The organism is Luteimonas sp. MJ250, assembly GCF_039548455.1.
GTDB lineage: Bacteria > Pseudomonadota > Gammaproteobacteria > Xanthomonadales > Xanthomonadaceae > Luteimonas.
Map to the genome: position 1 here is coordinate 281,596 of NZ_JBCLVB010000010.1, position 22,884 is coordinate 304,479.

At 71.2% G+C, this 22,884-nt stretch carries 22 protein-coding genes and 1 pseudogene; 4 read left to right on the top strand and 19 right to left on the bottom strand.

Annotated elements, in window-relative coordinates:
* Positions 1-95 precede the first annotated feature (95 nt).
* The 12 genes and pseudogenes from glmM to prmB form a co-directional block, all read right to left on the bottom strand.
* On the bottom strand, positions 96-1,481 hold the full coding sequence (glmM, locus tag WCE37_RS04865; protein WP_343255743.1) for a phosphoglucosamine mutase: 1,386 nt from the start codon (positions 1,479-1,481) through the stop codon (positions 96-98).
* Positions 1,478-2,374: an acetyl-CoA carboxylase, carboxyltransferase subunit beta gene (gene accD, locus WCE37_RS04870; RefSeq protein WP_343255742.1), complete on the bottom strand. Its 897-nt coding sequence runs from the start codon at positions 2,372-2,374 to the stop codon at positions 1,478-1,480. The genes glmM and accD overlap by 4 nt, the downstream gene beginning before the upstream one ends.
* 46 nt (positions 2,375-2,420) lie before the next feature.
* Complete coding sequence (gene trpA / locus WCE37_RS04875) at positions 2,421-3,260, bottom strand: tryptophan synthase subunit alpha (RefSeq protein WP_343278367.1); 840 nt, start codon at positions 3,258-3,260, stop codon at positions 2,421-2,423.
* Complete coding sequence (gene trpB, locus WCE37_RS04880; RefSeq protein ID WP_343278368.1) at positions 3,257-4,471, bottom strand: tryptophan synthase subunit beta; 1,215 nt, start codon at positions 4,469-4,471, stop codon at positions 3,257-3,259. The genes trpA and trpB overlap by 4 nt, the downstream gene beginning before the upstream one ends.
* Positions 4,464-5,156 carry a phosphoribosylanthranilate isomerase gene (locus WCE37_RS04885; protein WP_343278369.1) on the bottom strand — a complete coding sequence of 231 codons (693 nt, stop codon included), beginning with the start codon at positions 5,154-5,156 and terminating at the stop codon, positions 4,464-4,466. Before WCE37_RS04885 ends, trpB begins: the two co-directional genes overlap by 8 nt.
* Position 5,157: 1 nt before the next feature.
* On the bottom strand, positions 5,158-5,985 hold the full coding sequence (truA, locus tag WCE37_RS04890) for a tRNA pseudouridine(38-40) synthase TruA (RefSeq protein WP_343278370.1): 828 nt from the start codon (positions 5,983-5,985) through the stop codon (positions 5,158-5,160).
* 51 nt (positions 5,986-6,036) lie between these two features.
* The gene (locus WCE37_RS04895; RefSeq protein WP_343278371.1) at positions 6,037-7,959 is read right to left on the bottom strand and encodes a FimV/HubP family polar landmark protein; all 1,923 of its coding nucleotides are present in this window, start codon (positions 7,957-7,959) and stop codon (positions 6,037-6,039) included.
* A gap of 85 nt (positions 7,960-8,044) precedes the next feature.
* The gene (locus WCE37_RS04900) at positions 8,045-9,061 is read right to left on the bottom strand and encodes an aspartate-semialdehyde dehydrogenase (protein WP_343278372.1); all 1,017 of its coding nucleotides are present in this window, start codon (positions 9,059-9,061) and stop codon (positions 8,045-8,047) included.
* Positions 9,062-9,238: 177 nt separating this feature from the next.
* Positions 9,239-9,988, bottom strand: coding sequence for a sulfurtransferase (locus WCE37_RS04905; RefSeq protein ID WP_343278373.1), 750 nt, complete (start codon positions 9,986-9,988; stop codon positions 9,239-9,241).
* Positions 9,989-10,035: 47 nt separating this feature from the next.
* Positions 10,036-11,028 carry a D-glycerate dehydrogenase gene (locus WCE37_RS04910; RefSeq protein WP_343278374.1) on the bottom strand — a complete coding sequence of 331 codons (993 nt, stop codon included), beginning with the start codon at positions 11,026-11,028 and terminating at the stop codon, positions 10,036-10,038.
* A complete protein-coding gene (gene aroC / locus WCE37_RS04915) occupies positions 11,021-12,130 on the bottom strand; it encodes a chorismate synthase (RefSeq protein ID WP_343278663.1) in 1,110 nt (369 codons plus the stop codon). The genes WCE37_RS04910 and aroC overlap by 8 nt, the downstream gene beginning before the upstream one ends.
* Positions 12,131-12,266: 136 nt before the next feature.
* A pseudogene (prmB, locus tag WCE37_RS04920) lies at positions 12,267-13,181 on the bottom strand (50S ribosomal protein L3 N(5)-glutamine methyltransferase); the annotation flags it as partial.
* A gap of 107 nt (positions 13,182-13,288) precedes the next feature.
* On the opposite strand from prmB, the gene WCE37_RS04925 reads away from it, so the two are divergent.
* From WCE37_RS04925 to WCE37_RS04935, 3 genes are all read left to right on the top strand, one after another.
* Positions 13,289-13,936, top strand: coding sequence for an SCO family protein (locus WCE37_RS04925; protein ID WP_343255732.1), 648 nt, complete (start codon positions 13,289-13,291; stop codon positions 13,934-13,936).
* Positions 13,933-14,778 carry an archaetidylserine decarboxylase gene (gene asd / locus WCE37_RS04930; RefSeq protein ID WP_343278375.1) on the top strand — a complete coding sequence of 282 codons (846 nt, stop codon included), beginning with the start codon at positions 13,933-13,935 and terminating at the stop codon, positions 14,776-14,778. Before WCE37_RS04925 ends, asd begins: the two co-directional genes overlap by 4 nt.
* Positions 14,779-14,849: 71 nt before the next feature.
* Positions 14,850-16,667: a DEAD/DEAH box helicase gene (locus WCE37_RS04935; protein ID WP_343278376.1), complete on the top strand. Its 1,818-nt coding sequence runs from the start codon at positions 14,850-14,852 to the stop codon at positions 16,665-16,667.
* Between the two features lie 192 nt (positions 16,668-16,859).
* On the opposite strand, the gene WCE37_RS04940 is transcribed toward WCE37_RS04935, so the two are convergent.
* Positions 16,860-17,036: a hypothetical protein gene (locus WCE37_RS04940; RefSeq protein ID WP_343255729.1), complete on the bottom strand. Its 177-nt coding sequence runs from the start codon at positions 17,034-17,036 to the stop codon at positions 16,860-16,862.
* 259 nt (positions 17,037-17,295) lie between these two features.
* On the opposite strand from WCE37_RS04940, the gene WCE37_RS04945 reads away from it, so the two are divergent.
* Entirely contained in the window at positions 17,296-18,477 is a 1,182-nt protein-coding gene (locus WCE37_RS04945; protein ID WP_343278377.1) for an NAD(P)/FAD-dependent oxidoreductase, read from the top strand.
* 27 nt (positions 18,478-18,504) lie between these two features.
* Here WCE37_RS04945 and WCE37_RS04950 read toward each other — a convergent pair whose 3' ends face one another.
* From WCE37_RS04950 to WCE37_RS04975, 6 genes are all read right to left on the bottom strand, one after another.
* Positions 18,505-19,137, bottom strand: coding sequence for a hypothetical protein (locus WCE37_RS04950; protein ID WP_343278378.1), 633 nt, complete (start codon positions 19,135-19,137; stop codon positions 18,505-18,507).
* A 51-nt stretch (positions 19,138-19,188) separates the two neighbouring features.
* The gene (locus WCE37_RS04955) at positions 19,189-20,103 is read right to left on the bottom strand and encodes a hypothetical protein (RefSeq protein WP_343278379.1); all 915 of its coding nucleotides are present in this window, start codon (positions 20,101-20,103) and stop codon (positions 19,189-19,191) included.
* Entirely contained in the window at positions 20,085-20,459 is a 375-nt protein-coding gene (locus WCE37_RS04960; RefSeq protein WP_343255725.1) for a DUF6164 family protein, read from the bottom strand. The genes WCE37_RS04955 and WCE37_RS04960 overlap by 19 nt, the downstream gene beginning before the upstream one ends.
* 80 nt (positions 20,460-20,539) lie before the next feature.
* The gene (locus WCE37_RS04965; protein ID WP_343278664.1) at positions 20,540-21,130 is read right to left on the bottom strand and encodes a hypothetical protein; all 591 of its coding nucleotides are present in this window, start codon (positions 21,128-21,130) and stop codon (positions 20,540-20,542) included.
* A gap of 17 nt (positions 21,131-21,147) precedes the next feature.
* Positions 21,148-21,978 carry a transferase gene (locus tag WCE37_RS04970; RefSeq protein WP_343278380.1) on the bottom strand — a complete coding sequence of 277 codons (831 nt, stop codon included), beginning with the start codon at positions 21,976-21,978 and terminating at the stop codon, positions 21,148-21,150.
* A 92-nt stretch (positions 21,979-22,070) separates the two neighbouring features.
* Complete coding sequence (locus WCE37_RS04975) at positions 22,071-22,877, bottom strand: hypothetical protein (protein WP_343278381.1); 807 nt, start codon at positions 22,875-22,877, stop codon at positions 22,071-22,073.
* Between the last annotated feature and the right edge of the window lie 7 nt (positions 22,878-22,884).

The window sequence follows — 22,884 nt, forward strand, 5'->3', positions numbered from 1 at the left end:
CATGGGAGCCACCCCAGGGTCGATCGCGGCCATGGCCGCTCGCACATGTGCATCGCCCAGGCGACCGGCTGCGGTCGCTCCCACATGCGCGCCACTCAGGCGACGGCGCGCACCGCGGCGGCAAGCTGCTCCAGGGTCGCTGTCACCAGCGCCTCGTCATCGGCTTCGACGGTCACGCGGACCACGGGCTCGGTGCCCGAAGGGCGCAGGAACGCCCTGCCCCGCCCTTCCACGGCGCGCTGGGCTTCGGCCAGCGCCGCCTTGACGCTGTCGACCTCCACCGGCCGCGAACCGCTGGCGACGCGCACGTTGATCGTGCGCTGGGGCACCTTGCGCAGGTCGCGCAGGGCATAGGCCAGAGACATGCCGCGCCGGTGCAGCACTTCCAGCACCTGCAGGGCGCTGACGATGCCGTCGCCGGTGGTGGAGCGGTCCAGGCACAGCAGGTGGCCGGACGCCTCGCCGCCCAGGACGCCGCCGCGCTCCACCAGGGCCTGGTGCACATAGCGGTCGCCCACCCTGGTGCGGATGAACTCGATGTCGCGGGCGGCCAGCGCCTGCTCAAGCGCGAAGTTCGTCATCAGCGTGCCGGCCACGGGGCCGCGCAGGCGGCCGCTTTCCTTCCAGTCGCAGGCCAGCAGGTAGACCAGGTCATCGCCGTCGCGCACCTGGCCGTCGCCATCGACGAACACCACCCGGTCACCGTCGCCGTCGAAGGCGATGCCGAGCTCGGCGCCGGACTCGCGCACGCGCGCGGCCAGGCCTTCGGGCCAGGTGGAGCCGACGCCGTCGTTGATGTTGACGCCATTGGGGTCGACGCCGATGGTTTCGACCCGCGCGCCCAGCTCGCGCAGCACCATCGGCCCGATCTGGTAGGTGGCGCCGTGCGCGCAGTCGACCACGATGCGCATGCCGTCGAGATCGAAGCTGCGCGGCACCGACCCTTTGCAGGCCTCGACATAGCGGCCAACGGCATCGCGGGTGCGGATCGCCTTGCCGAGCCTGTCGGAGGCCACGGTGCGAAAGGGCTGGTCCAGCGCCGATTCGATGGCAAGTTCGGTGGCGTCGTCGAGCTTCTCGCCCATGGCCGAGAAGAACTTGATGCCGTTGTCGTGGTGCGGGTTGTGCGACGCCGAGATCACGATGCCGCCGTCGGCCCGCATCGAGTGCGTGAGGTGCGCGACCGCCGGCGTCGGCATCGGCCCCATCAGCTGCACGTCGACGCCTGCAGCGACCAGGCCGGCCTCGAGCGCGGCCTCGAACATGTAGTTCGAGATCCGCGTGTCCTTGCCGATGATCACCACCGGCTTGCGCCACTCGCCGCCGTCCTTGACGCGTGCGGTCAGCGCGTGGCCGTAGGCGTTGCCCAGGCGCAGCATGAAGTCGGCCGAGATGGGGCCTTCGCCGACCCGCCCGCGGATGCCGTCGGTGCCGAACCAGCGGCGCGCGCCGCCGGCTGTCGCACTGCGCTGCGCGCTCATTGCGCGGCCTCGTCGGCCTGCTCGGCGGGCGGCGCCGGCTGGCGCATCAACATCGCCAGCAGCGAAGCAATGCGCGCGCGCAGCTCGCGGCGGTCGCAGATCTGGTCGATGGCGCCGTGCTCGACCAGGAACTCGGAGCGCTGGAAACCTTCCGGAAGCGTCTCGCGCACGGTCTGTTCGATCACGCGCGGGCCGGCGAAGCCGATCAGGGCCTTGGGTTCGGCGAGGTTGATGTCGCCGAGCATCGCGAACGACGCCGAGACGCCGCCGGTGGTCGGATGGGTCATCACCGAAACATAGGGAAGCCCCGCCGCGCGCAGGCGGCCGAGCGCGGCCGAGGTCTTGGCCATCTGCATCAGCGAAAACAGGCTCTCCTGCATGCGCGCGCCGCCGCTGGCGGAGAAGTTCACGAAGGGCGAGCCGATCTCGAGCGCGCGTTCGGCGCCCAGCGTGAAGCGCTCGCCCACGACCGAACCCATCGAGCCGCCCATGTAGGCGAAGTCGAATGCGCTGGCCACGATCGGGCTGCCTTTCAGCCGGCCTTCCATCGCGATCAGCGCGTCGCGCTCGCCGGTGGCTTTCTGCGCGGCCTTGATGCGGTCGGCATAGCGCTTCTGGTCACGGAAGCGGAGTACGTCGACCGGGCCGAGCGCGGCGCCGATCTCGCGGCCGCTGCCGGCGTCGAGGAAGGCGGCCAGCCGCGCGCGGGCGCGGATGGGCATGTGATGGGCGCACTTCGGACAGACCTCGAGGTTCTCCTCAAGCTCCGGGCGGTAAAGCACCGCGCCGCAGCTGTCGCACTTCTCCCACAGCCCCTCGGGCACGCTGCGCTTGCGTGCGGGGCCGCCCTCGGTGCGGATGCGGGCAGGCATGATTTTCTTCAGCCAGGACATGCGTTTGCTGTGATCCTTTGCGGACTGGGCCGCGAACCGGGGGAGTTTAGCCCACTGTCCCGCCGGCGCCCGCATCCAGCGCCCGGCGCAGCGGGGCCAGGAAGTCCGCGGCGGCCGCGGCGGCGGCACCACTGCCGGCAGCGGCCATCACCTTGACCAGGGCGCTGCCGACCACCACGCCGTCGGCATCCACGGCCATGGCCGCGGCGCTGGCGGCATCGTGGATACCGAAGCCGGCCACCACCGGCACGGGGCTGAGGGCGCGGATGGCGCGCAGGTGCGCGGCCGCGGCAGCGGCGTCCAGGCGGGCGGAATCGCCGGTCACCCCGGCAAAGCTGACGTAGTACAGGTAGCCCTGCGCGAGCGAGCAGAGCATCTGGACGCGCTCCGGATCCGTGGTCGGCGATGCCAGCAGCACCAGGGCCACGCCGCGGGCGGAGAACGCATCGCGGAACCCGGCGGCCTCCTCCGGCGGGAGGTCGACCAGCAGCACGCCATCGACTCCGGCATCGGCGGCGGCAGCGGCAAAGGCCGCGGCACCGCGGATCTCCACCGGGTTCAGATAACCCATCAGCGTCACCGGAGTGCCGTCGTCGCGCTCGCGGAACTCGCGCACGCGCTCCAGCACCCAGGCCATGCCGGCGCCGCGCGCGAGCGCACGCTCCGAGCTGCGCTGGATGGTCGGGCCGTCCGCCATCGGATCGGAAAACGGCACGCCGAGTTCGATCGCATCGGCACCGGCCTCGACCATGGCGTGCATCACCGGCACCGTATCTTCCAGCGACGGATCACCCGCGGTGATGAAGGGCACCAGGGCCTTGCGTCCGGCGGCGCGCAGGGCGGCGAAGCGGCGCGCGATCCGCGGCGCGACTTCGACGACGCTCATACCTCCACTCCTTCGCGCGCGGCGATGGTGTGCACGTCCTTGTCGCCGCGCCCTGACAGGTTGCACAGCACCAGCGCGTCCTTCGGCATGTCGCGCGCGAGCTTGATCGCCTGCGCCACCGCGTGGCTGGATTCCAGCGCGGCGAGGATGCCTTCGGTGCGCGCCAGCAAATGGAATGCCTCCAGCGCCTCGTCGTCGCTCACGCCGACATAGGTGGCGCGGCCGGTATCGGCGAGGAAGGCGTGCTCGGGCCCGACGCCGGGATAGTCCAGCCCGGCGGAGACCGAGTGGGTTTCGATCACCTGGCCATCGTCGTCGCAGAGCACATAGGTGCGGTTGCCGTGCAGCACGCCCACGCGCCCGGCCGAAATGGACGCCGCGTGCCGGCCGCTGTCCATGCCCTCGCCCGCCGCCTCGGCGCCGACCAGGCGCACGTCGCGGTCGTTGAGGAAGGCGTGGAAGATGCCGATCGCGTTGCTGCCGCCGCCGACGCAGGCGGTGACCACGTCCGGCAGGCAGCCGTGCCGCTTCAGCATCTGTGCGCGCGCCTCCTTGCCGACCACCGCATTGAAGTCGCGCACCATGCGCGGGTACGGGTCGGGGCCGGCCACCGTGCCGATGATGTAGAAGGTGTCGCGGACGTTGGTCACCCAGTCGCGCATGGCCTCGTTGAGCGCATCCTTGAGCGTCGCCGAGCCGCTGGTCACCGGCACCACCGTCGCACCCAGCAGCTTCATGCGGTAGACATTGATCTTCTGGCGCTCGATGTCGGTCGCGCCCATGTAGACCACGCACTCCAGGCCCAGGCGCGCGGCGACCGTGGCGCTGGCCACGCCGTGCTGGCCGGCACCGGTCTCGGCGATGATCCGGGTCTTGCCCATGCGGCTGGCGAGCAGCGCCTGGCCGATCGTGTTGTTGATCTTGTGCGCGCCGGTGTGGTTCAGGTCCTCGCGCTTGAGCAGGATGCGCGCGCCGCCGACGTGGCGCGTGAGGCCCACGGCCTCGTAGATCGGACTCGGCCGGCCGACGTAATCGGCCAGGTCGGCTTCGAACGCGGCGACGAAGGCCGGATCGCCGCGCGCCGCGTCATAGGCCGCGGCCAGCTCCCGCAGCGGCCCGGCCAGGGTCTCGGCGACGAAGCGGCCGCCGTGGCGGCCGAAGTGGCCGCGGGCGTCGGGGAAGGCATGGAAATCGGCCGGCATGTCACTCATCACGCATCTCCAGAACTGCTTCTTCATCATCATCATCGGCGCGGCAATCGCTGCGACGCACCTCGGCCACGAATGCGCGCATCAGGTCCCCGTCCTTCTGACCGGGCGCGGACTCAATGCCGCTGCTTACATCCACGCCCCACGGCATGGTTGCGGCCACCGCATCATGGACGTTGCCGGGCGAAAGCCCACCGGACAGCAGCAGCGGCCGGGTCAGCGCGCGCGGCAGGGCCGACCAGTCGAAGGCGCGCCCGCTGCCGCCGTCATGGCCGCCGCCATGGCTGTCGAACAGGAACGCCGACGCACCGGGGAAGGCGGCCACCAGGGCCGGCCCTCCCACCGTGGCCCCGGCGCCCATGCCTACCGCCTTGAGATACGGCAGCCCGAAGCGGCGGCAGAAGGCATCGTCCTCATCGCCGTGGAACTGCAGCATGCTCGGCCGCACCTGCTTCACCACCTCGCGGACCTCGTCGGCGGGGTTGTCACGGAACACCGCGACCGCGTCGACCAGCGGCGCCAGCGCCTCGCGCAGGGCGCGGGCCTCGGCGACGTGGAGCCTGCGCGTGCTGCCGCGGGCGAAGACGAAGCCGATGGCGTCGACGCCGAGCTCGCTCGCGAGACGGACGTCGCCGGCGCGGGTCAGGCCGCAGAATTTGATGCGCGTACGGAAGAGGGTGCGTGGCATGTCAGGGTCGTGGCAGAGGAAGGGGTCCGGGCGCGGCGCCGGGGGTGTCCAGCGTGACTTCCGGAGGGAGGCCGCAATCTGCCGGATAGAGGGGCCCGAGGAAGACCAGGCCCCCCGACGGCGCGGTCGGGCCGGCGCACCTGCGGTCGCGCGCGTCCAGCACTTCCGCGATCCACTGCTCCGGACGGCGGCCGCCGCCCACTTCCAGCAGCGATCCGACGATGTTGCGGACCATATGATGCAGGAAGGCGTTGGCCTGGACGTCGACCACCACCACGTCACCCTCGCGCGTCACGCTGATCCGCTGCAGGTCGCGGCGGGCGTGCGGCGCCTGGCAGTGCACCGTCCGGAAAGAAGTGAAGTCGAGCTCGCCGACCAGGGACCGGGCGGCGCGATGCATGGCATCGGCGTCCAGCGGATGCCGGCTCCAGGCCAAGTACTGGTGGCCCAGCGCGGGCCGGACCGGACGGTTGAGGATGCTGTAGCGGTAGCGCCGGGCGCGTGCGGAGAAGCGCGCGCTGAAATCGTCGCCAACCTCGCGGCACCAGCGCACCGCCATCGACGGCGGCAGCAGCGAGGTCGTACCCAGCATCCAGCTGCGCGGATCGCGCGCGGCTTCGCTGTCGAAATGCACGACCTGGCAGCGCGCGTGGACGCCGGAATCGGTACGCCCGGAACAGATGGTCGCTACCGGCGCATCCGCCACTTTCGACAGCGCCGCCTCCAGCGTCGCCTGCAGGGTCCGCGCGCCGCCGGCGCCGGCGTCACCCAGTCGCTGCCAGCCCAGGAAGTCGCTGCCGTCGTATTCGGTGCCCAGTGCGTAGCGCATGGTGTGCGATGACCGGCCGCGCCGCGCACAGCCGCGGCGGCGACACAGGCGTCAGGCGATTCCTTCCAGCAGGCGCGAGGCCTCCGCGCGCGCCGAGTGGTCGCCGGCATCGACGACTTCCTGCAGCAGGTCGCGGGCGGTGTCGACGTCGCCGAGGTCGAGGTAGGCGCGCGCCAGCTCGATGCGCTCCGCGCCGCCTGGTGACGGGTTGAGCGAGGCGATCACCGCGGCATCATCGGCGTCGCGGTCGATGTCGGTATCGGCGTCGGCGTCGGTATCGGCGTCGGTGTCGGTGTCGGTGTCGGCATGCGTGGGGACGTGCTCTGGCACGAGCCTGGCCGCGGGCACGGCTGCATCGGTGCTTGCCGCGTCCGCATGCCAGCCCGGCGTCGCCGGACGTGGCGCCGGCGGCACCTGCTGCAGGGCGTCGGCAGGCGGCTCGCCTTCCGCCGGCGACGACGACGCGGCTGCCAGGGCGGCAGCGTCAAAGCGCGGCCGTGGCGTCGGCTTCGGCGCGCGACGGATCAGCATCCAGGCCACCGCGGCGACCAGCAGCAGGCCCAGGCCGATCCACGCCCACGGCAGGCCGCCAGCTTCGGCAGCAGCCGGCAGCGGCGCCTCGGGAGCAGGCTCGGACGTGGCCGAAAGGCGCTCCTGGACCGCGGCCAGCTCGCTGTCCTTCATCGTGATCAGCTGCGCCTGCTGCGCCTGCAGGCGCTCGAGGTCCGCGACGCGGGCCTTGAGTTCGTCCACCTCGGCCTCGCGTGCGGCCAGGGTTTCCTGGCTCTGGTGCAGTTCCTGTTGCATTTCCTGTCGCAGCATTTCGCCCTCGCCACCGGCCTGGATGCCGGATCGTATGCCTGCCTGCTGCCCGCCGGCCGCCGACGGCGGCACGATTTCCAGGCGCGCGTCCGCGGTGCGTGCCACGGCGTCCGGCTGCGGGCCGGCTTCGCGTTCGCCCGCCGGTCCGGGCGCTGGGGCCTCGGCGGCGGCGGGCGCGCCCATGACCGCTTCGGGCTGCGGTGCCGGACGCGTCATGTCGCGCCAGGCCGCCACCTGCTCGCGCATCAGCGCGCGTGACTCGCGCAGGTCCAGCCCGGCGATCTCGCTGCGGTCCGGGATGCGCAATACCGCGCCCTGGCGCACCAGGTTGAGGTTGCTGGCGATGAAGGCTTCGGGATTGGCGCGGAACAGCGCCACGATTGCCTGTTCGCGGGTGATGCCGTCGCCGACAAGCTGCGCGGCGATCGCGCCAAGCGTCTCGCCCGCCTGCACCGGGCCGTATTCGCCGGGCGGCGAGGATGCCTGCGCGGGCCGTGCCGCCGGCATCGGCGGCGCTGCTGCCACCGGCGCGGGCGCGATGGCGGGAGGCGCCGCAGCTTCGTCGGCCACGGCAGCGCCAGCGCGTTCGGCGGCACCGTCCGCAGCGGTTTCATCGACCGCGACGGCTTCATCCGTCGGTGCGATGCCGTCAGACGCGGGTGCCGCCGCAGCCTCCGGCGAACGCACGATGGTGTTCGCAGGCGCGACGACCGGCGCTTCGATGGCCGGTTGTGCCGGCGCGGCCACGGTCTGCGGCGCATCGACCAGCGCGGAATACTCGCGCACCAAGCGCCCCTGCCCCCAGTCGACCTCGACCAGGAAGGTCAGCATCGGCTGGGTGACGGGTTCGCGCGTGGTGACGCGGATCACCGGGTTGCCGCGGGCGTCGAGCGCCACCGCGAACTCCAGCCCCGCGACCACGCTGTCCGGCGCCGGCAGGCCGATGCGCCGGAACGTGTCCGGCGACGCCAGGCCCGCGCGCAGCTGGTCGAGTTCGGCGGAATCGCTGGAGATCACCTGGATCTCGGCCAGCAGCGGCTGGCCTGCGCGCGACTTGACCTCGATCCGGCCCAGGCCCAGCGCAAGCACCTGGCCCGCGAACAACGCCAACAGCAGGCCGCACATGGCGGCCCAGCGGATTGCTCGCATCATTCGCGGTGTCGTGTGCACTTGTTCCCCCATTGCATCGCGTGGACTCTAGCGGCCCGCGGCCTTGAATGGCAACGCGGCAGCTGCGTCAGCGCTCGCCGATCACCAGTTCCGCGACCTGCACCGCATTCAAGGCCGCGCCCTTGCGGATGTTGTCGGCCACCACCCACAGGTCGAGTCCACGCGGGTGCGAGAAGTCCTCGCGGATGCGACCGACAAAGACCGGGTCACTGCCCGACGCGTGCGTGACCGGCGTCGGATAGCCACCGGCAACGCGCTCATCGACCACCTCGACCCCGGGCGCCGCTTCCAGCAGCGCGCGCGCTTCGGCGGCGCTGATCTTTTCGCGGGTTTCGATATGCAGCGCCTCGGCGTGGCCGTAGAACACCGGCACCCGCACCGCGGTCGGGTTCACCTGGATGCTGTCGTCGCCCAGGATCCTGCGCGTCTCCCAGACCAGCTTCATCTCCTCGCGGGTGAAGCCGTTGTCCATGAATTCGTCGATCTGCGGGATCAGGTTGAAGGCGATCTGCACCGGGAAATGCGCCGGCTCGGCACCGCGGAAGCCCAGCAGCGACGCGGTCTGTCGGCCGAGTTCCTCGAGCGCCACGCGGCCCGCGCCGGACACCGACTGGTAGGTCGCGACGTTGATGCGCTCGATGCCGACCTTGCGGTGGATCGGCGCAAGCGCCACCAGCATCTGCATGGTCGAGCAGTTGGGGTTGGCGATGATGCCGCGCGGGCGAAGCTTGACGGCTTCGGGATTGACCTCGCTGACCACCAGCGGCACGTCCCCGTCCTGGCGGAACGCCGAAGAATTGTCGATCACCACGGCGCCGGCGGCGGCGAATTTCGGCGCGTACTCCTTGGAAACCGCCGCGCCCGCGGAGAACAGGGCGATGTCGACGCCGGCAGGATCGAAGCCCGCCAGGTCGCGGACTATCACCTCGTCGTCGCCGAAAGCGACCGTTCCGCCGGCCGAGCGCTCGCTCGCCAGCGCCACCATCTCCCTGACCGGGAACCCGCGTTCGGCGAGGATCGAGAGCATCGCCTCGCCCACCGCGCCGGTTGCGCCGACCACGGCCACCTTGTATTGCCTGCCCATGGAGACTCCGTCCGTTGAGGGCGCGACGGGAGCCGCGCAGCCGGGCATTATCACGCGTGGCTGGCGGAATGTGCGGGGCGCCGCGGCGTGGCCGCAAGCGCGGTTCACCTGCGCCCTGGCCGCGGCCCCGCACTCGCCGACCCGGACGGCTCAGGCGGCTCCGGCGGCTCCGGCGGCTCAGGCCAGCGTCGTAGCCTCGTCGGCCGCGGCGCGCAGGCCCGGATCCAGCGCGATGCGTTCGTCGAAAACGAAGCAGCGGCCTTCATATCCGGCGCCGCCCGTGGCTTCGAAGTAGCCGAGGATCCCGCCGTCGAGCTGCAGGGCGTGGCCGAAGCCCGCGTCGCGCATCCATCGCACGGCTTTTTCGCAGCGGATTCCGCCGGTGCAGAACCCGACCACGGTGGCATCGGCGAGCGCCTCGCGGTGCGGCTGGAGGGCCGCCGGCAGGTCGGTGAAGTTGTCGATCGGCAGCGTGAGCGCGCCGGCGAACGTGCCGTGGCCGACCTCCTCGCGGTTGCGGGTGTCGAGCAGTACCAGCCGCCGACCGTCATCGTCATGTCCGCGCGCGATCCAGCGCGCCAGGTCCGCAGGCGCCACCGCGGGCGCACGCCCGTCCAGTGGCGAGACGCCATCGCGGCGGAAGCTGATGATCTCGGACTTGTGCTTGACCTTCAGGCGCGCGAACGGCTGCGTGTGGCTGCGGCTGAACCTGGCCTGCAGGCCAGCGAAGCGCGCATCGCCGCGCAGCAGCGCAAGGAAGGCGCCGATGCCGGCTTCGCTGCCGGCCAGGAACAGATTGATGCCCTCGTCCGCGACCAGCACGGTCCCGAGCAGATCCTGCGCTTCGGCCCAGGCGCGGATACGCACGACCAGGGCGGCGGGATCGTCGACAGCGACGAAATGATAGGCGGCGATGCTGGTGTACATCGCCTCATTCTACGGAATGCGTGCTGCGGCAGCCGCCACGCGCGGTTTCAGGCAGCGGCTGGAGTGACCGGATTCGGCGGCCGTCCGGCATCGGGGCCGACGCCCATCGCCGCGATCAGGTTGTCCACCGCCAGCGAAACCATCGCGCGCCGCGTGGGCAGGCTCGCGCTGGCGATGTGCGGCGTCAGCACCACGTTGCGGCAGGCGGTGAGCCGCGGGTTCACCACGGGCTCGTCCTCGAAGACGTCCAGCCCGGCAGCCGCCAGGCGCCCGCCCTGCAGCGCCTCCGCAAGCGCGTCCTCATCGATCAGGCCGCCGCGCGCGATGTTGGTCAGCGTGGCACCCGGCTTCATCAGCGACAACGCAGCGGCGTCGATGATGTGGCGGTTGGCCGCCGTGTACGGCAGCACCAGCACCAGGTGGTCGGCCGCCGCCAGCAGCGCGTCACGCTCCACCCAGGTCGCGGCGCAGTCGCGTTCGACCGCCGCCGGCAGCCTGCTGCGGTTGTGGTACAGCACGCGCATGCCGAAGCCGCGCGCGCGCCGCGCGATGCCCTGCCCGATCCGGCCCATGCCAAGGATGCCCAGGGTGCTGCCGTGGATCTCCGCGCCAAGCAGCTCGTGGAAGCCCCAGCCCTGCCAGTTCCCTGCGCGCAGCCAGTGCTCAGCCTCGGTGATCCGCCGCGCCGCGGCCATCATCAACGCGAAGCCGAAGTCCGCCGTGGTTTCGGTCAGCACGTCCGGCGTGTTGGTGGCGACGATGCCGCGGGCGGCCAGCGCCGCCACATCAAGGTTGTTGTAGCCCACGCCGACGTTGGCGATCGCGCGCAGCCCTGCCGCCCCAGCGACTTCCGCCGCGCCGATGCGGTCGTTCAGCGTGACCAGGGCGCCGTCGGCATCGGCCAACGCGGCCGCGATCGCTTCCGGCGCATGGTCGCTGATGTCAGGCGTGCGGCTGACGTCGAACCACTGCTCCAGCCGCGCCTCGATATCGCCGTACAGCGGCTGCGACACCCATACCCTGGGGCGGGCGTCAGCCATGGCCGTTCCCGTCCGGCGACCCCGGGATGCGCGGCGCCACCGCGCCGACATCGCCACACTGGGCGCGATGGCGCAGCGCCTGGTCCATCAGCTCCAGCGCCAGCATCGCCTCGCAGATCGGGGTCGCGCGGATGCCCACGCAGGGGTCGTGGCGGCCGGTGGTCACGATGTCCACGACCCCACCTTCGACGTCCACGCCCGGCACCGGCAGGCGCAGGCTCGAGGTCGGCTTGAAGGCCACCGAGCACACGAGCTGCTGGCCGCTGCTGATGCCGCCCAGCACGCCGCCGGCGTGGTTGGACAGGAAGCCGTCCGGGGTCATTGCGTCCCGGTGCTCGCTGCCCTTTTGCGCCACGCAGGCGAAGCCGGCGCCGATCTCCACGCCCTTGACCGCGTTGATCGACATCATCGCCGCGGCGATGCCGGCATCGAGCTTGCCGTAGACCGGCTCGCCCCAGCCGGGCGGCACGCCGTCGGCGACCACGGCAACCCGCGCGCCGACGGAATCCCCGGACTTGCGCAGCGCATCCATGTACGCCTCGAGCTCTGGAACCTGCGCCGCATCAGGCCAGAAGAAGGCGTTGCCTTCGACCGCGTTCCAGTCATGGGCCTGCGGCACGAGATCACCCATTTGCGCGAGATGGCCGCGCACGCCGACGCCGTGGCGCTCGGCCAGCCATTTCTTCGCGATCACGCCCGCGGCCACGCGCATCGTGGTCTCGCGCGCGGAGCTGCGTCCGCCGCCGCGCGGGTCGCGGATGCCGTATTTCTGCCAGTAGGTGTAATCGGCGTGCCCGGGGCGGAACTGCGTCGCGATGCGCTCGTAATCGCGACTGCGCGCGTCCGAGTTGCGGATCAACAGGGCGATCGGGGTGCCCGACGTCAGGCCCTCGTACACGCCCGACAGGATCTCGACCACGTCGTCCTCGCGGCGCGCGGAGGTATGCCGCGACCGCCCGCTGGCGCGACGTTCCAGGTCGTGTGCGAAGTCGTCCGGTGCCAGCGCGATGCCCGGCGGGCAGCCATCGACCACGCAGCCGATCGCCGGCCCGTGGGATTCGCCGAAGGTGGTGACGCGCAGCAGTTGGCCGAAGGTGTTCAGGGACGTGCCCCGCAAGGATCCGGCTGGCCCGCTGGCATGTGCATCAGAACAGGCTGTCCGGTTCGCTGCCGGTGGCGCCTGCGCCCGCTGCGGTCGCGCCCGCCGCCATCGCAGGAGCCGCGGCCGCGCCGCGCTCCCGCTCCGCCGCCAGCGCGGTGATCCGCGCGCTGTGGCTGACCAGGTCATGGCGCTCGACCACGAACACGCCCATCTGCCCGACCTTGAACTCCACCCACATCAGCGGCAGCTCCGGCAGCAGCTTGGACAGCGCGCGCTCCGCCTCGCCGACCTCGCAGATCAGCACGCCCTCGTCGGACAGGTGCAGCGGCGCATCGCGCAGGATCTTCAGCACCAGGTCCAGGCCGTCGTCGCCGGCGCGCAGGCCCATCTCGGGCTCGTGCGAATATTCGCGCGGCAGCGCGTCGGTTTCGGCGTTGGTGACGTAGGGAGGATTGCTGACGATCAGGTCGTAGTGCTCGCCCTGTACTGCAGAGAACAGGTCAGACCTGAGCAGGCGGACGTTGTCGGTCATCAGTCGGCGCTCGTTCTCGCGCGCCAGCGACAGGGCCTCGTCGCTGAGGTCGACGCCATCGACATGCCAGTCCGGGTTGTAATGCGCCATGGCAATGGCGATGCAGCCGGAGCCGGTGCACAGGTCCAGCGCGCGGCGCACTTCGCGGCCGGCGAGCCAGGGCTCGAAGCCCGATTCGATCAGCTCGGCGATCGGCGAACGCGGCACCAGGGCGCGGCTGTCGCTCTTGAAGCTCAGGCCCGCGAACCAGGCTTCGCCGCACAGGTAGGCCGCAGGCACGCGCTCCTCGATCCGACGGATGAACAGCGCGAGCACGTCTTCCTTCTCGGCTTCGGTCACCCGCGCGGTGCCGTAGACCGGGCTCAGGTCGTGCGGCAGGTGCAGCGCGTGCAGGGTGAGCTGGGTCGCTTCATCCAGGGCGTTGTCGTAGCTGTGGCCGAAGGTCAGCCCGGCCGCCTTGAAGCGGCTGGCACCGTAGCGGATCAGGTCGATGATGGTCTGGAGCTGTTGGGTGGTCATGGCGCGCGTTCACGGCGCTTTCGCCGGGGCGGGCAGTATAGCGAAGCGGCCGCGCCCTCCGGCGCGGCCCGTTATCATGTCCGGTCACTCCCGGCGTCAGAGGCACCATGTTCAACCGCACCGTCCTGATCGTGCTCGTGGCCGCGCTTGCCGCCGGCCTCGGCCTTGTCGCCTCGCAGAAGTGGTTCGGCGGCAACAGCGCCCCGGCCCACCCCGAACTCGAGACCGTGCGCCTGTTCCCGCAGGCGCGCGAGCTGCCGCCGTTCGCACTGCAGCAGTCCGACGGCACCCAGCTGGTTCCCGGCGAGCTGCACGGCCACTGGACCCTGGTGTTCCTCGGCTTCACCCACTGCCCGGACGTCTGCCCGACCACGCTGGCCGACCTGTCGCGCGCGCAGAAGGAATGGGAGCCGCTGCCCGAGGCCAGGCGGCCGCGGGTGCTGTTCGTCTCGGTCGATCCGGAGCGCGACAGCCCCGACCGCATCGGCGAATACGCGGCCTTCTTCCATCGCGACACCCTCGCTGCAACCGCCGACATCCCCGCGCTGGAGGAATTCGCGCGCTCGCTGTCGCTGGTGTTCATGAAGGTCCCGGCCGCCGACGGCGCACCGGCCGACCAGTACACGATCGACCACTCGGCCGCGCTGGCCCTGCTTGATCCCGCCGGACGGATGGCCGGCGTGATCCAGGGCCCGCTTGACCCGGCGGCCATCGCCGCCGACTTGACCACCCTCACCGGAGCATCGCCACAGTGAGCCTGGTTACCCGGCTGAGCTACGCCCTGCCCCACCGCCTGCTGTCGGGGGCCGCGCGCCGTCTCGCGTATTCGGACAATCCCAGGCTGCGCCGCTGGCTGATCGACACGGTGGTGCGCCGTTTCGGCGTGGACCTGTCCGAGGCGGCGAATGCCGATGCGGCCTCCTACCCCACGTTCAACGCGTTCTTCACCCGGGCGCTGCGCGCGGATGCGCGCGTGGCCGACCCCGATCCGGCCGCCATCCTGATGCCGGCCGACGGCCGCATCAGCCAGTGCGGCCCGATTCGCGGCGGGAGGATCTTCCAGGCCAAGGGCCAGTCCTTCACCGCCGCCGAACTGCTGGCCGACGAGACCGCCGCCGCGCCCTATGCCGATGGCCTGTTCGCCACCGTCTACCTCTCGCCGCGCGACTATCACCGGGTGCACATGCCCTGGGACGGCCGCCTCCTGCGCACGGTCCACGTCCCCGGCCGCTTGTTCAGCGTCGGTCCGGCGGCCGTGGCCCGCGTGCCGCGGCTGTTCGCACGCAACGAGCGCCTGGTCTGCCACTTCGCCACCGATTTCGGACCGATGGCCGTGGTGATGGTCGGTGCGCTGCTGGTTTCAGGCGTGGAAACCGTCTGGAGCGGCGAGGAAATTCCCGCCTATGGCGACCGCGTGGCCAGCAAGGACTACGTGGGCGAGACGGTGGACCTCGCGCGTTTCGAGGAAATGGCGCGCTTCAACTACGGTTCCACCGTGATCGTACTTCTGCCCCCGGGCGTCGCCGAACTGGCGCCCGGGCTAGGCGCGGAAACCCCGGTGAGGCTGGGCCAGCGGCTGGCCACGCGCACGAGCTGACGCCGCGAAGGCGCTGCGGAGCGTAGAATCCCACACCCCACCAGGCCATACGGCCCACCAGAGGCCGCTTGATGAGTTCCGAAGCCCCCACCACGCTGTTCACCGATCTCGGCCTGCCGCAGCCGCTGCTGCAGGCATTGGCCGCCGTCGGCTACGAAGCCCCGTCGCCGATCCAGGCCGCGACCATCCCGCCGCTGATGGCCGGCCGCGACGTGCTCGGCCAGGCCCAGACCGGCACCGGCAAGACCGCCGCCTTCGCCCTGCCGGCGATGGCGCGCCTTGACCCCGCCGCGCGCAAGCCGCAGGTGCTGGTGCTGGCACCGACCCGCGAACTCGCGATCCAGGTCGCCGAAGCCTTCCAGACCTATGCCGCCTTCCTGCCCGGTTTCCAGGTGCTGCCGATCTACGGCGGCCAGGGCTACGGCCCGCAGCTGCAGGCCCTGCGCCGCGGCGTGCAGGTGATCGTGGGCACGCCCGGCCGCGTGATCGATCACATGGAAAAGGGATCGCTGGACCTGTCCGAACTGCGCATGCTGGTCCTCGACGAGGCCGACGAGATGCTCCGCATGGGCTTCATCGACGACGTCGAGTCGGTGCTTGCGCGCACCCCGGAGACGCGCCAGGTGGCGCTGTTTTCGGCCACCATGCCGCCGCAGATCCGGCGCATCGCGCAGAAGTACCTGCGCGACCCGGTCGAAGTCGCGATCAAGTCCGCGACCAGCACCACGCTCAACACCCGCCAGCGCTACTGGATGGTCAGCGGCACCAACAAGCTCGACGCACTGACCCGGATCCTCGAGGCCGAACCCTTCGACGGCATGATCGTGTTCGCGCGCACCAAGCTTGCCACCGAAGACCTGGCCTCGCGCCTGCAGGCGCGAGGCTTCTCCGCCGCCGCGATCAACGGCGACATCGTCCAGGCCCAGCGCGAGCGCACCATCGCCCAGCTGAAGGACGGCAAGATCGACATCCTGGTGGCGACCGACGTCGCTGCCCGTGGCCTCGACGTCGACCGCATCAGCCACGTGCTGAACTACGACGTGCCCTACGACACCGAGAGCTATGTCCACCGCATCGGCCGCACCGGCCGCGCCGGGCGCAGCGGCGAGGCCATCCTGTTCATCGCCCCGCGCGAACGCAACATGCTGCGTTCGATCGAGCGCGCCACGCGCCAGCCGATCGAGCAGATGGAGCTGCCGAGCGTGGAGACGGTCAACGACGCCCGCATCGGCAAGTTCAAGCAGTCGATCACCGACACTCTGGCCACCGGCGAGCTCGGTCTGTTCCAGTCGCTGGTCGAGGACTACGAGCGCGAATTCAACGTGCCCGCGATCGAAGTGGCCGCGGCGCTGGCAAAGATGGCGCGCGGCGACGTGCCGCTGCTGCTCGATCCGCCGCGCGCGAAGCCCGCGCCCTCCGCGACGGCCTTCGGCCAGGAGCGCGAATACCGCGAGCGCCCTGCCCGCCACGAGCGCGCGGACCGCGGCGAGCGCCCCGCGTTCCCGAAGAAGGAACGCGTGGCACGCGCAGCGTCGCCGGGCATGCAGACCTTCCGCGTCGAGGTCGGCTACGACCACGGCGTGAAGCCGGGCAACATCGTCGGTGCGATCGCCAACGAGGCCGCGCTCGAGTCCAAGCATATCGGCCGCATCGAGATCTTCGAGGACCACAGCCTGATCGAGCTGCCCGAAGGCATGCCCGAGCAGACCATGACCCACCTCAAGAGCGTCTGGTGCGCGGGCCAGCAGCTGCGCATCACCCGCGACGGCGAAGCGCCGGACACCGCCGGCGGCAAGGGCGCCGGCCGCAAGCCGTTCGAGAAGAAGCCCTTCGCGAAAAAGCCGTTCCCGCCGCGCAAGCCGCACCGCAAGGGCCCGCAGCCCGAATAACGCGGCCGGAGTCGCAGTGTTCGCCACTGCCTGCGCCGCTCGCCGCGTTTGCAGCCGTGGCAGCCGTGGCAGCCGCTGTAGCGTGCCGTTGTGGGAGCCGCGATGGCAGACGCGATCGCGGCCATGGCCGCTCCCGCGAAGGCAGGGGTTGGTCGCAATGCTGACCGCTTCTGCCGACGAGAGCCGGGACCCTCAGGGGCCGAGGACGTGGATCACTTCCTCAAGCGGTGGCCAGCCCAGCATCGGCGCCAGCCACCAGTACGCGGCCACCACGATCAGCGCCCACAAGGCCAGCTTCAGCACCACGCCTGCGACCTTGAACGCGAGGTACAGGCCGATGACGACCGCGACGATTCCGAGCCAGGTCACGGTCGCATCCTGGCGCAAAGCGCGGCCTTGGACGGAAGACGGCGAGGATTGAGGATCGGGTCGCGCATCCGCGCATTCTACGTGGCGGTGCGCTATCGCACGTACGCATGCGCGACCAGCCCCACCACGCGCCGCTCCGCTTCGGCGGTTCGGGGCTCGCGGACTCTGGGCCGGCGACCTTCCGGAAATCCCTCGACCATGACGTGGAAGGTGCCGTGCCACACCCCGCCGCACAACGCCCCCGGGCTATCCTGTCGCGATGACGATTTCCTGCGACGTGCTGGTCATCGGGGCCGGCGCCGCCGGGCTCATGTGTGCGATGACCGCAGGCCAGCGCGGCCGGCGCGTGCGCGTGCTCGAGCGCGCCAACAAGCCCGGCAAGAAAATCCTGATGTCCGGGGGCGGCCGCTGCAACTTCACCAATACCGGCACCGGGCCGGCGAATTTCATCTCGGCCAACCCGCACTTCTGCAAGTCCGCGCTGGCGCGCTATACGCCCGCCGACTTCGTGGAGCTGGTCGATCGCCACGGTATCGCCTGGCACGAGAAGGAGCTCGGCCAGCTGTTCTGCGACGACTCGGCCAAGCTCATCGTGCGCATGCTGCTGGACGAATGCACCGATGCCGGGGTCGACGTCGACATCGGCTGCGATGTACAGAGCGTCACGCGCACGGACAGCGGGTTCCTGGTCGCGACCACGCGTGGACAGGTGGCCGCCGGGTCGCTAGTGGTCGCCAGCGGCGGCCTCTCGATCCCCAGCCTGGGCGGCAGCGGCCTGGGCTACGGGCTGGCGCGGCAGTTCGGGCACGCGGTGCTGCCCACGCGCGCCGGCCTGGCGCCGCTGGTGCTCACCGGCAGCCATTCCGAGCGCCTTCAGGGCCTGAGCGGCGTCGCGCTGGAGGTCGAGGCTTCGAGTCGCGGACAGTCGTTCCGCAACGCCATGCTGGTTACCCATCGCGGCCTCAGCGGCCCGGCGATCCTGCAGGTCTCGTCGTACTGGGATGCCGGCGAACCGCTGTCGATCGACCTGCTTCCCGGCACCGATGCGCTGGCGTTCCTGCGCGAACAGCGCGCGGCGCACCCGGCAACCGAGCTGCGCAACGTGCTCGCCGACCGCATGCCGCGCCGCTTCGCCCAGCGCCTGTGCGAACACTGGCTGGGCGACCGGCCGCTGCGGCAGTTCGATGAGCCTGCGCTCGCGCGCGCCGCGGCCGCGCTCTCGGCCTGGCCGGTCGTGGCCAGCGGCACCGAGGGCTATCGCACCGCCGAAGTCACCCTGGGCGGCGTCGACACCGACGGCCTGTCCTCGTCGACCATGATGTCGCGGCGGGTGCCGGGGCTGTTCTTCATCGGCGAAGTCGTGGACGTCACCGGCTGGCTGGGCGGCTACAACTTCCAGTGGGCCTGGGCATCGGGCCGCGCAGCCGGTGGCGTCGCCTGACAGGCTCTGCCGCCCGGGAGTCCGGGATCAGGCTTCGGCCTCGTAGCTGGCCGCAGCGCACAGCTGGGTGTCCTGGGCGGCGGCGGCCGGAATGCCGTCCCCCTGCAGGGCGATCAGCTTGACCACGCGCATGCCCTGCTCGACATAGCTCGCCAGCGCCAGGAAACCGGTCTTCATGCTGCCGCAGAACGCCTGGCCATCATCGGCGCGGGTTTCGTCCAGCACCCGGCGGAGCTCCACCGGATGCCGGGCGTCGACCATCATCACGTCCGCGTAGCGCTGCCCGGCGCTGAACTCGTCGCCGCCGTGGACGATGGCAACGCGCTCGGTCACGAAGACGGCGCCGCTGGCACCACTGATGCGGGCGTCGCCGATCTCGAGCGTACCGGTCATGGCAGCGCTGACACGGTCGGCGGCGACGAAGCGGCCGAGCGCCACCGGCTGCAGCGTGGGAGGTGCGGCGCGTTCGATGGGTGCGTTGGCGGTATCGGGTTCCAGCGATGCGCGGGGCGCCGGCGGCGGAGCGCTGGTGGCCGGTGGCTGGGCGTCGCCGGGCGCCGCCGCAGCACCGTCATCCCGCGCGCAGCCGACGGCCGCGACGCCCACGGCGCAGGCAAACAGGATCCATGCGATGGCGGAGCGGCAGCTGCGAAGGTTCAATCGGGAATCCGGCGTCAAGAAGCACAGGCGCCAATGATAATCGTCCGGCGTTCAGTGCGCGTCAGGGGTTGACCCGAGGTCGGGTGGTGGAGACGGGAGCTCGGGCGTGGTCTCGCTGAGGATCCGCAGGCTCTCCTCTTCGCGGCGACGGCGCTCCGCGACAGCCTCGGGACCTTCCGCCTCCTGCGCACCATAGGCGTCAGCCGGGGCGAGTGGCCGCATCGACGTGCCTGAAAACCAGCGCGGCTGCCCGGCTTCGCCCGTGGCCATGTCCCGCCTGCATTCAAGCTGTATCGAATCGGCGCCAACGCTGCCGCCGGCAACCTCCTGCACCCTCACGGCGAGCCCGGACACATCTCCGTGCGTGGCCAGCCGACGACAGGCCGCGGACACCGTGGACTGCCCCGCGCCGCGCGCCGACACCACCAGCAGCATGGTCATGCGATCGATCCAGCCCGCAGCATTCACGCCCGGCATCGCCGCGACATCGCGGCGCGCCGCCTCGCGGCGCACGGCGCTGCCGCGGTCTGCCAGCAGGATTTCGCGATGCACCTGGGCACCGAGATCCGCCAGCCGCGCAGCCGCACGCGCGCCGTCGCCGGCGCGTGCGTCGCGGCCGATGGCTTCGACCTCATCGGCCGCCGCCGCTTCTGCATGGCGGTCCGCGGCCGCTGGCGGAGCCGCCACCAGCGATCGCTGAGGCTGCTGCGGCACCATGGCGACGGCAGGCTCGGCTGCCGCTGCCGGCACCGCCGGTGCTCCGGTCGCCTGCGAACGCGCCGCGGACGGCCCAGCGTCCGGACCCAGCCAGTCGCGCACCTGCCGGTATCCGAACCAGGGCAACACCAGCACCAGCACCACCGCGATCCGGAAGGCGAGACGGCCCTGGCGCGTCCTGCGATGCGCAGAACGATCCGGCCAGCGCGCCTTCGCGCGGCGCTCCGGATTCACTTCCAGGCTTGCCACAGCAGCACCACCGGCAGCGCCGCCAGTGCGAGCAGCAGCACGATGCCCACGGCCGCGCGCGCCACCCGACCCGGCTCGTTGCGCAGCACGTCGGCAAAGGTCTCGCCGCTGCCCGTGCGCAACGCCTCGGCGCGCTCGGCGCGGGCGCGGGCCTGGCGCGCAGCCTGGTATTCGTCCATCAGCCGGCGCGCGCGCGGATAGTCCACGTCGTCGCTGACCCAGATGCCGCCGTATGAAATGCCCCAGCGGCTGGGCCGGGTCTCATGGAACCCGATGTCGTTGGCGTCCAGGAACCCGCGGACCTCGTCCGCCTCGTCCTCCGGGACCATCCTCATGTTGAGCAGCAGCTTGGCCATGGTGTCGAAGGATACCCGCCGCCCTTGACCGTGGTACGAAAACGATTTGCCGGCAGGCCGCCACGCCGGCGGCCCGCGGCTCAGCCGCCCGTGGCCAGGCGGCGGCGCAGGTTGGCGCGCGCCGCGGCATCAAGGCGCTGGTGGAAGTACGCGCTGAGGTAGATCCGATCACTGCGCAGGAGGGCACGCAGGAAGCGCCGTCGATTGATGCGATACAACACGCCCGGGACGGCGTCGCGGTATTCCTCGGCGATGGCACGGTCGTAGGCGTCAAAGGCAGCGGCATCTGCCCCGAGGATGGCCATGTCGCAATCCAGGAAATGACGACGGTCATCGCCATCCGGGCCTTCGCCAAGGGCGTCCGGACGCAGGCTGCCGTGGCGGGCGGTCAGTTCGATCAGCTCGACGACCTGTCCCGCGTCGATCGCGGCATCGGGCAGCCAGCGTGCAATTTCCTGCGCGGCCAGGCGTGCCGAACGGGCCTCGTTGTCCCGGCGGCCGGCGTCATGGATGGCGTCGTGGTAGAGCATGGCAAGCCAGGCTTCGCGCGGGCGCGCCCAGCCCGGTCCCGCGGCAACCTCATCGAAATGGCCGAGCAGCGCCTCGACGTGGCCGAAATGGTGGTAGGCGCGCGGCGGAGTCGCATAGGCGGCACGCAGCCGTTCGAGCATCCCCGGAGGCAGCGGGATCAACTGGCGCACGCCATCTCCGAACCCAGCCGCAGTTCCCGTGCGATCTGCTGGAAAGCCGGGGCAAGCTCCCGCCAGGCCTCTTCGCCGAACACCGCGCGCGCGGCATCCAGGGTGGCGGCGTCGCCGCGCGGTTGATCACCGGCCCAGGCGAACACCACGCGGTTGCTCATCTCCGCTTCCTGCACCACCAGCACGCGGTCGACACCGAAGGCCTCCCGGAGCTGCATGATGTACGGCGCGCAGCCGTCGCCGTGCAGGTTTGCGGCCATCACGCCGCCCGCGGCCAGGGCACCGCGGCAGGCGCGGAGGAACGCAGGCGTCGCCAGGGCCTCCGGAATGCCGGCGGCGTCGTAGCCATCGACCAGCAGCAGGTCGTAGCGCGCGGGTCGCTCAGCGATGAAGCGGGCGCCGTCGTCGAAAGCAACCTCCAGGCGCGCATCGTCATCGGGAATCCCGAAGCTCCGACGCAGTGCGATCACGCCGGGATGGTTCTCCACTACTTCCAGCCGCGCCCCGGGCAAGTGGCGGTGGAGGAACTTCACCTGCGAGCCGCCGCCAAGGCCGACGATGCCGATGCGTCGCGGCCGCGGCTGCCACAGCAACGCTGCCAGCATGGTCCTGGTGTAGTCGATCAGCAGCCGGTCGGGCGTGTCGCCGCGCATCCGGCTCTGCGTCTGGCCCCGTCGGAAGTGCAGCGAAACATAGCCCTTGTAGCGGTGCAGCCGTGCCGGCGGAAGCCGCACGCCGTGGGGGTCGAGCGGACCTGTCCCGCGCAGCCGTGCAAGCGCCTCCGCCAGCCTTCCGAACCAGCCTCTGTCGCCTGCCACCCACACCTCCGCCCGTAAATTGATCGTTGGAACCGGTTACAGCGTACGCCGCCTGAACAGCGATCGCCCGCGGACGTCATTCTCAGAGCGCGTTAAGCATGTCCACCGTGAAGTGGAGGCGAACGACTCCAGGGAGCACCACAATGAGCTTGCATCCAGTCCCCATGTTCCTCGCGATCATGCTGTCGATCGGGATCGCGCTTCCGGCAACGGCCGGGGCACAGGAGCGTCCGCGGCGCGACGCGCCGACCCATCAAGGCGACGACGACCGCCCGCGGAGGCAGGAGGCGGCTCGCGAGGCGCGCAAGCGCCCCGACCAGCAGCGCCAGCTCAACCCGGCCGCGCGCGGCAGCGATCGCGCTGGAAAGGGCCAGCGCGGTCCGGAACAGGCGCCCCGGCAGCGCCGTGACACCCAGGCACGACAGCGCGATGCCGGGCAGCGGAACGGGTCGGCTGCACGCGGACAGCTGCAGCAGCAGGCCGGACAACGGCAGGCCGAGCAGCGCCAAGCGCAGCAGCGCCAGGCGCAGCAGCGGGACGCCGCGGGCCGCCGCGAAGCAGCGCAAGGCCGGGCCACCGACCGGCGCGACGATGCCGCGCGAAGCCGCATTGCGGAGCAGCGTCGGCGCATCGCCGAACAGCGTCCGGATGCCGGACCGCGTCGCGCGACGGACCAGCGTCGCACCCCTGACCAGCGCCGCACGGCGGACCAGCGCCGGAACGCCGACCAGCGGCGCCAGGCCGAGCGGCGCCAGGGCCAAGGCGTTGACCAGCGCGAGCGCGAACGACGCGTCGTCCAGCAGCGCCAGCGTGAAGCCCAGCACCAGCGTCATCGCCGCGAACTGCGTGATGCCCAGCGTCGCCACGAACAGCGCCTTGCCCAGCAACGCCGCGTCCACCAGCAGC

Excerpts from the sequence above, each read along its gene's own strand:
- WCE37_RS04960 (WP_343255725.1), bottom strand. The coding sequence starts at position 20,459 with ATGGCCAAGCTGCTGCTCAACATGAGGATGGTCCCGGAGGACGAGGCG.
- WCE37_RS04925 (WP_343255732.1), top strand. The coding sequence starts at position 13,289 with ATGTTCAACCGCACCGTCCTGATCGTGCTCGTGGCCGCGCTTGCCGCC.
- trpA (WP_343278367.1), bottom strand. The coding sequence starts at position 3,260 with ATGAGCGTCGTCGAAGTCGCGCCGCGGATCGCGCGCCGCTTCGCCGCC.
- WCE37_RS04965 (WP_343278664.1), bottom strand. The coding sequence starts at position 21,130 with ATGCTCGAACGGCTGCGTGCCGCCTATGCGACTCCGCCGCGCGCCTAC.
- truA (WP_343278370.1), bottom strand. The coding sequence starts at position 5,985 with ATGCGCTACGCACTGGGCACCGAATACGACGGCAGCGACTTCCTGGGC.
- WCE37_RS04945 (WP_343278377.1), top strand. The coding sequence starts at position 17,296 with ATGACGATTTCCTGCGACGTGCTGGTCATCGGGGCCGGCGCCGCCGGG.
- WCE37_RS04905 (WP_343278373.1), bottom strand. The coding sequence starts at position 9,988 with ATGTACACCAGCATCGCCGCCTATCATTTCGTCGCTGTCGACGATCCC.
- trpB (WP_343278368.1), bottom strand. The coding sequence starts at position 4,471 with ATGAGTGACATGCCGGCCGATTTCCATGCCTTCCCCGACGCCCGCGGC.
- WCE37_RS04900 (WP_343278372.1), bottom strand. The coding sequence starts at position 9,061 with ATGGGCAGGCAATACAAGGTGGCCGTGGTCGGCGCAACCGGCGCGGTG.
- WCE37_RS04885 (WP_343278369.1), bottom strand. The coding sequence starts at position 5,156 with ATGCCACGCACCCTCTTCCGTACGCGCATCAAATTCTGCGGCCTGACC.
- WCE37_RS04910 (WP_343278374.1), bottom strand. The coding sequence starts at position 11,028 with ATGGCTGACGCCCGCCCCAGGGTATGGGTGTCGCAGCCGCTGTACGGC.
- WCE37_RS04935 (WP_343278376.1), top strand. The coding sequence starts at position 14,850 with ATGAGTTCCGAAGCCCCCACCACGCTGTTCACCGATCTCGGCCTGCCG.
- glmM (WP_343255743.1), bottom strand. The coding sequence starts at position 1,481 with ATGAGCGCGCAGCGCAGTGCGACAGCCGGCGGCGCGCGCCGCTGGTTC.
- WCE37_RS04895 (WP_343278371.1), bottom strand. The coding sequence starts at position 7,959 with ATGATGCGAGCAATCCGCTGGGCCGCCATGTGCGGCCTGCTGTTGGCG.
- accD (WP_343255742.1), bottom strand. The coding sequence starts at position 2,374 with ATGTCCTGGCTGAAGAAAATCATGCCTGCCCGCATCCGCACCGAGGGC.